General features: G+C 73.4%; 1 protein-coding gene. It reads left to right on the forward strand.

The window, feature by feature from the left end; translation table 11 throughout:
• A partial coding sequence (locus VF330_RS41515) for an amino acid adenylation domain-containing protein (RefSeq protein ID WP_330857255.1) occupies positions 1 to 9486 on the forward strand: 9486 nt, incomplete at both ends.

Below are 9486 nucleotides of genomic sequence, written 5' to 3' on the forward strand. Positions count from 1 at the left end.
GCTCTTCGTGATGCACCACATCGCCACCGACGGCTGGTCGTGGGGACCGTTGACCCGCGACCTCGCCACCGCCTACACCGCCCGGCTGGCGGGACAGGCGCCGGACTGGGAGCCGTTGCCCGTCCAGTACGCCGACTACACGGTGTGGCAGCAGGAGGTGCTGGGGTCCGACGACGACCCGGACAGCGAGATCTCCGAGCAGCTCGCGCACTGGCGTGACGCCCTGGCCGACCTGCCGGAGCAGATCGCGTTGCCGACCGACCACGCCCGTCCGGCCGCCGCCACCCATCGCGGTGCCGCGGTCGAGATCTCGGTGGACTCCGCGTCGCACCGAAGGCTGACGGACCTGGCCGCGGAGACCGGCTCGACGCTGTTCATGGTGTTGCAGGCCGGTCTGACGGCGCTGCTGTCGAGGCTGGGCGCCGGAACGGACATCCCGCTGGGCACGGCGGTGGCCGGCCGGACCGACGAGGCGCTGGACGACCTGGTCGGGTTCTTCGTCAACACCCTGGTGCTGCGCACGGACGTCTCCGGCGACCCCACGCTCCGCGAGCTCGTGCTGCGGGCCAGGGAGTCCGCGCTGGGCGCGTTCGCCCACCAGGACCTGCCGTTCGAGCGGCTGGTGGAGGAGCTCAACCCGGAACGGTCGCGGTCGCGGCACCCGCTGTTCCAGACCATGCTCGTGCTCCAGAACGCACCGGACGAGGTGCCGTCGTTCCCGGAGCTGGTCGTGGAGACCGGGTCCGTCGAGCTGCACCCGGCCAAGTTCGACCTGACCGTCGACCTCGCCGAGACCGCCGGCGGCGTGCACGGCTGGCTCACCTACGCGCTCGACCTGTGGGACGAGCCGTCGGCCTCGCTGCTGGCCCGCCGCTTCACGGCGTTGCTGAGCTCGTGGTCGTCGCAGCCGGACGTGCCGCTGTCGCGAGTCGATCTGCTGCTCCCCGAAGAGCAGGCCCAGCTCGCGGAGTGGAACTCCACGCACGTCGACTACCCGCGTGACCGGACGCTCGTGGAGCTGTTCGAGGAACGGGTGGACGCCGGCCCGGACTCGGTGGCGCTGGTGTTCGAGGACCGGCAGGTGCCGGCCGCAGAGCTGGACGCGCTGGCGAACCAGGTCGCGCACCGGCTGGCCGCCCGCGGTGTCGGGCGCGGCGACCTGGTGGGTGTGCTGGTGCGGCGCTCACCGGACTTCGTGGCCGCGATCCTCGGCGTGCTGAAGGCGGGGGCGGCGTACGTGCCGCTCGACCCCGGACATCCGGACGACCGGATCGCGTCGGTGGCCGGGCAGGCGCGGCTGGCGCTGGTGGTGACCGACGAGCCCGGCCGCGTGCCGGGTGCGGTGGCGGTCCCGGCCGGTCCCGGTGACGAGCCCACCTCCCGTCCCGCCGTCCACCTCACCGCCGACGACGTGGCCTGCGTGCTGTTCACGTCCGGCTCCTCCGGCGTCCCCAAGGGCGCGATGTCCTCGCACCGCGCCACCGTCCGCACCTTCCTCGGACAGTCCTATGTGGACTTCGGCGGCGTGTGGCTCCAGTCCGCGCCGGTCTCGTGGGACGGGCTGAGCCTGGAGATGTGGCCGCCGCTGCTGCACGGCGGCACGTGCGTCCTCGCCCCCGGCCAGGTCCCGGACCCCGCGGTCATCGGGAGGCTGGTCGCCCGGCACGGCGTCACCACGTTGTGGATGTCGGCCGGTCTCTTCGCGGCCGTGCTGGACACCCACCCCGAGGTGTTCGAGGTCGTCCGCCAGGTCATGACCGGCGGCGAGAGCCCGTCGGCCGCCCACCTGGCCAGGGTCGTGCGGGAGTTCCCGGACGTGCGGCTGGTGCACGGCTACGGGCCGGTCGAGAGCATGGTGTTCGTCACCACGCACCAGGTCACCGAGGTCGACGGGCCGGTGCCGATCGGCGCGCCCATCGCGAACACCACCGTGCACCTGCTCGACGGCGACCTCAACCCGGTGCCGCCGGGCGTCGCGGCCGAGATCTACCTCGCGGGCGACGGTCTCGCGCACGGCTACCTGAACCGGCCCGGCACGACGGCCGAGCGGTTCGTGGCACGGGCGGGCGAACGCATGTACCGCACCGGTGACGTCGGCCGGTGGACCGCGGACGGCACCGTCGAGTTCCTGGGCCGCGCCGACGACCAGGTCAAGATCCGCGGCTACCGCGTCGAACCCGGCGAGGTCGAGGCCGCGATCCTCGCCTTCGCGGGCGTCGACCGCGCCGCGGTCGAGGTGCGGGCGGACGGCAGCACCGGCAAGCGGCTGGTCGCCTACGTCGTCGGGAACGCCGACGGCCTCCGGGAACACCTGGCCGAGCGGCTGCCCGACTACATGGTGCCGGCGGCCGTCGTCACCCTCGACGAGTTCCCGTTGACTCCCAACGGGAAGCTCGACCGACGGGCGCTGCCCGAACCCGAGCGGGCACGGACGCGGGGCAGGGCACCGAGGACCGCCCGCCAGGAGGTCCTCTGCGGGATCTTCGCGGACCTGCTCGGCGCGGACCGGGTGTCGTTGGACGACGACTTCTTCGCACTGGGCGGGCATTCCCTGCTCGCGGCCAGGCTGGTCGCCAGGGCGCGCACCGCGTTCGGCGTCGAGATGGCGCTGCGGGACGTGTTCGACCGGCCGACGCCGGCGGCGCTGGACGCGTTGGTCGACTCGCTCGGCCAGGCGCGGTCCGCCGTGGCGAGGAGGACGCGCCCGGAGCGGATGCCGTTGTCCCCCGCGCAGCACCGGCTCTGGCTGCTGGAGGACGTGCACGGCCCGAGCGCCGCCTACAACGTGCCGATCGGCCTGCGCCTCACCGGCGAGCTCGACCGGGACGCGCTGCGCCTGGCCCTGGTCGACCTGGTGGAGCGGCACGAGCCGTTGCGCACGGTCTTCCCCGCGCACGACGGAGAGCCGTACCAGGAGGTGCTCTCCGCCGACGTCGACCTGGTCCCGGTGGAGGCCTCGCGACTGGAGGAGGCCGCGACCCGGCCGTTCGACCTGCGCACCGAACCGCCGCTACGCGCCTACCTGGCGGAGGAGGACGCGGACCGGCACGTCCTGCTGCTGGTCCTGCACCACATCGCCGCCGACGGCTGGTCGGTCGCGCCTCTGCTGCGCGACCTGTCGGCCGCCTACGCCGCACGACGTGAAGGCGCGGCGCCGCAGTGGAAAGCACTGCCCGTCGACTTCTCCGACCACGTGCTGTGGCAGCGGGACCAGGACTTCACCGGGCAGCTCGGCCACTGGCGCACCGCCCTGGCCGGACTGCCGGACGAGGCGAGCCCGCCGGCGGACTTCCTCCGCCCCGCCACTCCCAGCCACCGCGGCGGACTGGTGACGGCGCACGTCACCGCCGACGTGGCCGGGCTGGCGCGGTCGGGTCAGGCGACCCGGGCCATGGTGGTGCAGGCCGCGTTCGCCGCGCTGCTGTCCCGGCTCGGCGCGGGCACGGACATCCCCGTGGGCGTGCCCGTCGCAGGACGGGACGACGAGGCTTTGGACGACCTCGTGGGGCTCTTCGTGAATACCGTGGTGCTGCGCAACGACGTGTCCGGCGACCCGACGTTCCGCGAGCTGCTCAACCGGGTGCGGGAGACCGGCCTGGCCGGCTACGCCAACGCCGACGTGCCGTTCGACCGCGTCGTCGAGGAGCTGAACCCGGCGCGCACCCTCGCCAGGCACCCGCTGTTCCAGGTGATGGTGGTGCTGCAGAACAACGCCGAGGCCGACCCGTCGTTCCCCGGCTGCGACGCCGAACTGCTCGACGTCGAACGGCACACGGCCAAGTTCGACCTCACGCTGACCCTGCACGAGACCGGCGGCGGCCTGACCTGCCACCTGGAGTACGCGACCGACCTGTTCACCGGCGCCACGGCCGCCGCGATCCTTGACCGCTACACGCGGTTCCTCGCCGCCGTGGCGGCGAACCCGGACGCGCGGGTGTCCGAAGTGGACCTCCTCACGCCGGCCGAGCGCCACACGATCGCCATGGAGTGGAACGACACCGGTGACGTGAACACCGACGAGTGCGTGCACGAGATCTTCACCCGGCACGCCTGCGCGACTCCCGACGCGACCGCGCTGATCCACGAACACGGCCGCACCACCTACGCCGAGCTGGACGCCCACTCGAACCGCCTCGCCCGGCACGTCGACGCGCCCGAGGGCGCGCTCGTCGCGATCTGCCTGCCCAGAGGACCGCAGCTGGTCGCCGCCGTGCTCGCGGTGCTCAAGCTCGGCGCCGCCTACGTGCTGCTCGACCCCGACCACCCGGCGGAGCGCCTGGCCGCACTCGTGCGGCAGTCGGGTGCCGTGCTGACCGTGGTGGACGGCCCGGCGCAGCTGCCCGGCCGGCTGGTCGACGTCCACGCTGCGCAGGACGACACGGCGCCGCTCAACCGCCGGGTTCAGCCGGACAGCGCGATGTGCGTGATGTTCACGTCGGGCTCGACCGGCAGACCGAAGGGCGTGCTGACCTCGCACCGCGCGGTCGTCGCCACCATGACCGGCCAGGAGTTCGTGGAGTTCGGCGCGGACGAGGTGTGGCTCCAGTGCGCACCGGTCTCGTGGGACGCCTTCGCACTCGAACTGTTCGGTGCGCTGCTCTCGGGCGCCGCCTGCGTGCTGCAGCCCGGCCAGTCGCCCGAACCGGCTCGGATCGTCGAGCTGATCGCGGCCCACGCCGTCACGACCGTTCACGTCTCGGCGAGCCTGCTCAACTTCGTCCTCGACGAGTACCCGGACGCGTTCGCCGGCGTCCGGCAGGTGATGACCGGCGGCGAGGCCGCGTCGAAGGCGCACGTGCGGACCCTGCTGGAACGCCACCCGGACATCCGGCTGGTCAACGGCTACTCGCCGCTCGAGAACACCATCTTCACCCTGTGCCACCGGATCGTGCCGGAGGACTCGGACCGCCGCAGCATCCCCGTCGGCCGTCCGCTGGCGGGCAAGCAGGTCTACGTCCTGGACGGGCACCTCCGGCTCGTCGCGCCGGGTACCCCCGGCGAGCTCTACATGGCGGGCGCCGGCCTCGCCCACGGCTACCTCGGCCAAGGCGCCGCGACCGCCGAACGGTTCGTCGCCAGCCCGTTCGGCGGCCGGATGTACCGGACCGGCGACCTGGTGCGCCAGGACCGCGACGGCACGGTGGAGTTCCTCGGCCGCGCGGACGACCAGGTCAAGATCCGCGGGTTCCGGGTCGAACCGGGCGAGGTGGCGGCCGTGCTGACCGCCCACCCCGGCGTCCGGCAGGCCGAGGTCGTCGTGCTCGACGGCCCCAGGCTCGCCGCCTACGTCGTCGGCGACGCCCACGGGCTGCGCGACTTCGCCCGCGCCCGGCTGCCCGAACACCTGGTGCCGTCGGCTTTCGTGGTGCTGGACGAACTGCCCCGCACCGCCAACGGCAAGCTCGACCGGGCCGCGCTGCCCGTCCCCGAGATCGCCGCGTCCACCGGGGACGCCGCCAGGACTCCCCGCCAGCAGATCCTCTGCGGGATCTTCGCCGGCCTGCTGGGCCTGCCCGAGGTGTCGCCGGACGACGACTTCTTCGCCCTGGGCGGTCACTCGCTGCTGGCCGCGAGGCTGGTCAGCCGGGTGCGCACCGTGCTCGGTGTCGAGCTGGCGATGCGGGAGGTGTTCCGCACGCCGACCGTGCGCGGTCTGGACGCCCGCGTGGACTCCCTGGAGTCGGCCAGGCCGGCGCTGCGTGCGGCCGAGCGCCCCGACCGGCTTCCGCTGTCGGCCGCCCAGCGCAGGTTGTGGTTCCTCAACGGGCTGGAGCAGGGTTCGACCTACCACGTGCCGATCGCACGGCGGCTGCGCGGACCGATCGACACCACCGCGTTGCGAGCGGCGTTCGGTGATGTCGTGGCACGGCACGAGGTCCTGCGCACGGTGTTCCCCGACCGCGACGGCGTGCCCGAGCAGGTCGTCCTGCCGCGGGCCGAGAGCCCGCTGGAAGTGACGCGGTGCGAGGAGACCGGGCTGGCCGCGCTGCTGGACGCCGAGTCGGCGCGCCCGTTCGACCTGGCCCACGACCTGCCGGTGCGGGCCACGCTGGTCCGACTGTCCGAAGAGGACCACGTCCTGCTGGTCGTCCTGCACCACATCGTCACCGACGGCTGGTCGTGGGGACCGCTGCTGCGCGACCTCGGCACCGCCTACGACGCGCGCCGCGCCGGCCGGGAACCGGACCTGCCGCCGTTGGCGGTGCAGTACGCGGACTACGCGCTGTGGCAGCAGGAGCTCGACACCACCGCGCAGGCCGCGCACTGGCGGACGGCACTCGCCGGCCTGCCTGAGGAGATCGCCCTGCCGGCCGACCGGCCGCGGCCGGAGACCCCGAGCCACCGCGGCGAGCAGCTGGCCGTGACGCTCGGCGCCGAGGCGCACGCCCGGCTCCAGCGGATCGCCCGCGACTGCGACGCGACGCTGTTCATGGTCGTGCAGGCCGCACTGGCGCTGGTGCTGTCGCGGCTCGGCGCGGGCACGGACATCCCGCTCGGCACGGCGGTCGCCGGCCGCACCGACGAGGCGCTCGACGACCTGGTCGGGTTCTTCGTCAACACGCTGGTGCTGCGGACCGACGTGTCCGGCGACCCGACGTTCCGCGAGCTCCTCGGCCGCGTCCGGGAGACCGACCTCGCCGCCTACCACCACCAGGACCTGCCGTTCGACCAGGTCGTCGAGGAGCTCAACCCGGTCCGGTCGCCCGCACGGCACCCGCTGTTCCAGGTGTTCGTGACCGTCCAGCCCGCGACGCCGGCCGCCGGACTGTCCGGGTTGGACGGTGAGGCGGTCGACATCGCGGTCACCTCAGCCAAGTTCGACCTGGCCCTGATGCTCACCGAGACCGTCGACGAGGACGGCCGCCCGGCGGGCGTCACCGGCACGCTGGAGTACGCGGCGGACCTGTTCGACCCCGCGACGGCCCGGTCGCTGATCGCCCGGTTCGAACGCGTCGCGACCGGGATCGACCCGGAGGCACGGGTTTCGCGGGTGGACGTGCTGTCCGCCGAGGAACACCGCCAGCTCGCTGAGTGGAACGACACCACCGCCGACTACCCGCGCGACCGGTCACTGGCCGGCCTGTTCGAGGAGCAGGCCGCGACCCGTCCGGACGCCGTGGCGTTGGTGTTCGGCGCGGAACGGCTGACGTTCGCCGAGGTGGACGCGTGGGCCAACCAGGTGGCGCACAAGGTGCTCGAACACGGCGTCGGCCGCGGCGACCTGGTCGGCGTGCTGGTGGAACGGTCACCGGCGTTCGTCGTGGCCCTGCTCGGCGTGCTCAAGACCGGGGCGGCGTACGTGCCGCTCGACCCGACGCACCCGATCGGCCGCATCGTGGACGAGGCCGGGCTCGACCTCGCCGTCAGCCACCCGTCCGTCGCCGGCCTGCTCCCGGAGCACGTCGACGTCGTGCGAGTGGAGGACGTCGCGGGCGAAAGCACCACCAGGCCCGGGTTCGAGACGGGCGGCGGTGACGTGGCGTGCGTGATGTTCACGTCCGGCTCGTCGGGCGTGCCGAAGGGCGTCATCACGACGAACCGCGCCGCCGTGCGGATGCACTTCGGCCAGCGGTTCGCCGGCAGCGGCGGGACCTGGCTGCAGGCGGCCCCGGTGGCGTGGGACGCGGCGGCGCTGGAGCTGTGGCAGCCCCTGCTGCACGGCAGCACGTGCGTGCTCGCCCCCGGCCAGGTGCCCGACCCGGCACTGGTCGCCGAGCAGGTCGCCCGGCACGGCGTCGACCGGCTGTGGCTGTCGGCCGGCCTGTTCGCCGCGGTCGCCGACACGCACCCCGAGGTGTTCGGCCGGGTCGACGAGGTGATCACCGGCGGCGACGCCGCGTCACCCGCCCACGTGGCCCGAGTGCTGCGCGAGCACCCGCACGTCCGGCTGGTCAACGGCTACGGGCCGGTCGAGAGCATGGTCTTCGCGACCACGCACCGGATCACCGAGGTCGACGGGCCGGTGCCGATCGGGTCGCCGATCGCCCACACCACCGTGCACGTGCTGGACGACGACCTCAACGCGGTGCCGCCCGGTGTCGCGGGGGAGATCTACATCGGCGGCGACGGCCTGTCACTCGGCTACCTCAACCGGCCGGGCGCGACCGCAGAACGGTTCGTCGCGTGCGCCGGCGGCCGCCTCTACCGGACCGGTGACCTGGGCCGGTGGCGCGACGATGGTGTGATCGAGTTCCTCGGCCGCGCCGACCACCAGGTGAAGATCCGGGGCTTCCGGGTCGAACCGGGCGAGATCGAGGCGGCGCTGACCCGCCACGAGCGGATCGGCCGCGCGGTCGTGGTCGTGCACGACGACCCGGCGACCGGCAAGCGCCTCGTCGCCTACGTCGTGCCGGACGGCCTGATCACAGCGGAGGAGGCCCGCGACCACGTCGGCTCGTTGCTCCCGGCGTTCATGGTGCCGGCGGTGGTCGTGCTGGACGCGCTTCCGCTGACGCAGAACGGGAAGATCGATCGCCGCGCGCTGCCCGCACCGGTCGTCACGACGGGCACGACGGCGCCGCGCACCGCCCGTCAGGAAGTGCTGTGCGGCATCTTCGCGGACCTGCTGGGCACGTCGATGGTGGGTGTGCACGACGACTTCTTCGCGCTCGGCGGGCATTCGCTGCTCGCCGCCCGGCTGGTGGCACGGATCCGCGCCGCGTTCGACACCGAGATCTCGCTGCGCGAGGTGTTCGACGCCCCGACCGTCGCCGCGCTGGAAGCCCGTCTGGACGGCGGACGTCCCGCCAGGGAACGGATCACGCCAGTCGAACGACCGGAGCTGGTGCCGCTTTCGTCGGCGCAGCAACGGCTGTGGACGGTCGAGGAGGTCCAGCAGCCCGGTGCCGCCTACCACGTCCCGATCGCCCTGCGGCTGACCGGTGACGTCGACGTCGTGGCACTGCGCTCGGCGTTCGATGACGTCGTGACCCGGCACGAGGCGTTGCGCACGGTGTTCCGCCAGCGGGACGGCGTGGTGTGCCAGGCGGTCCTGCCGGCGGTCGTCGACTTCGCCGAGCCGGACAGCACCGTCGAGGAGGAGTCGCGCAGGCCGTTCGACCTCACCGAGAGCCCGTTGCGAGTGCGGCTGTTCCACACCGGTGAGCGCGAGCACGTGCTGCTGGTCGTGGTGCACCACATCGCGGCCGACGGCTGGTCGATGCGACCGCTGCTGACCGACCTCGCCGACGCCTACACCGCACGGATCCGCGGCGCCGCACCGACGTGGACGCCGTTGCCGGTCCAGTACGCGGACTACGCGCTGTGGCAGCAGCGGTTCCCGCAGGACGACCAGCTCGCGCACTGGCGGCAGGCCCTCGCCGGCGTGCCGGAGGAGTCGACGCTGCCGGCAGATCGCCCGCGCCCCGCCACGCCGACGCACCAGGGCGACGTCGTGCCGTTCACCATCGGCGCGGACGTCCACCGAGGCCTGACGGCCGTGGCACGCGCTTCGGGAGCGACGCCGTTCATGGTGCTCCGCGCGGC

The sequence above is a fragment of the Lentzea sp. genome (genome assembly GCF_036380075.1).
Taxonomy (GTDB): domain Bacteria; phylum Actinomycetota; class Actinomycetes; order Mycobacteriales; family Pseudonocardiaceae; genus Lentzea.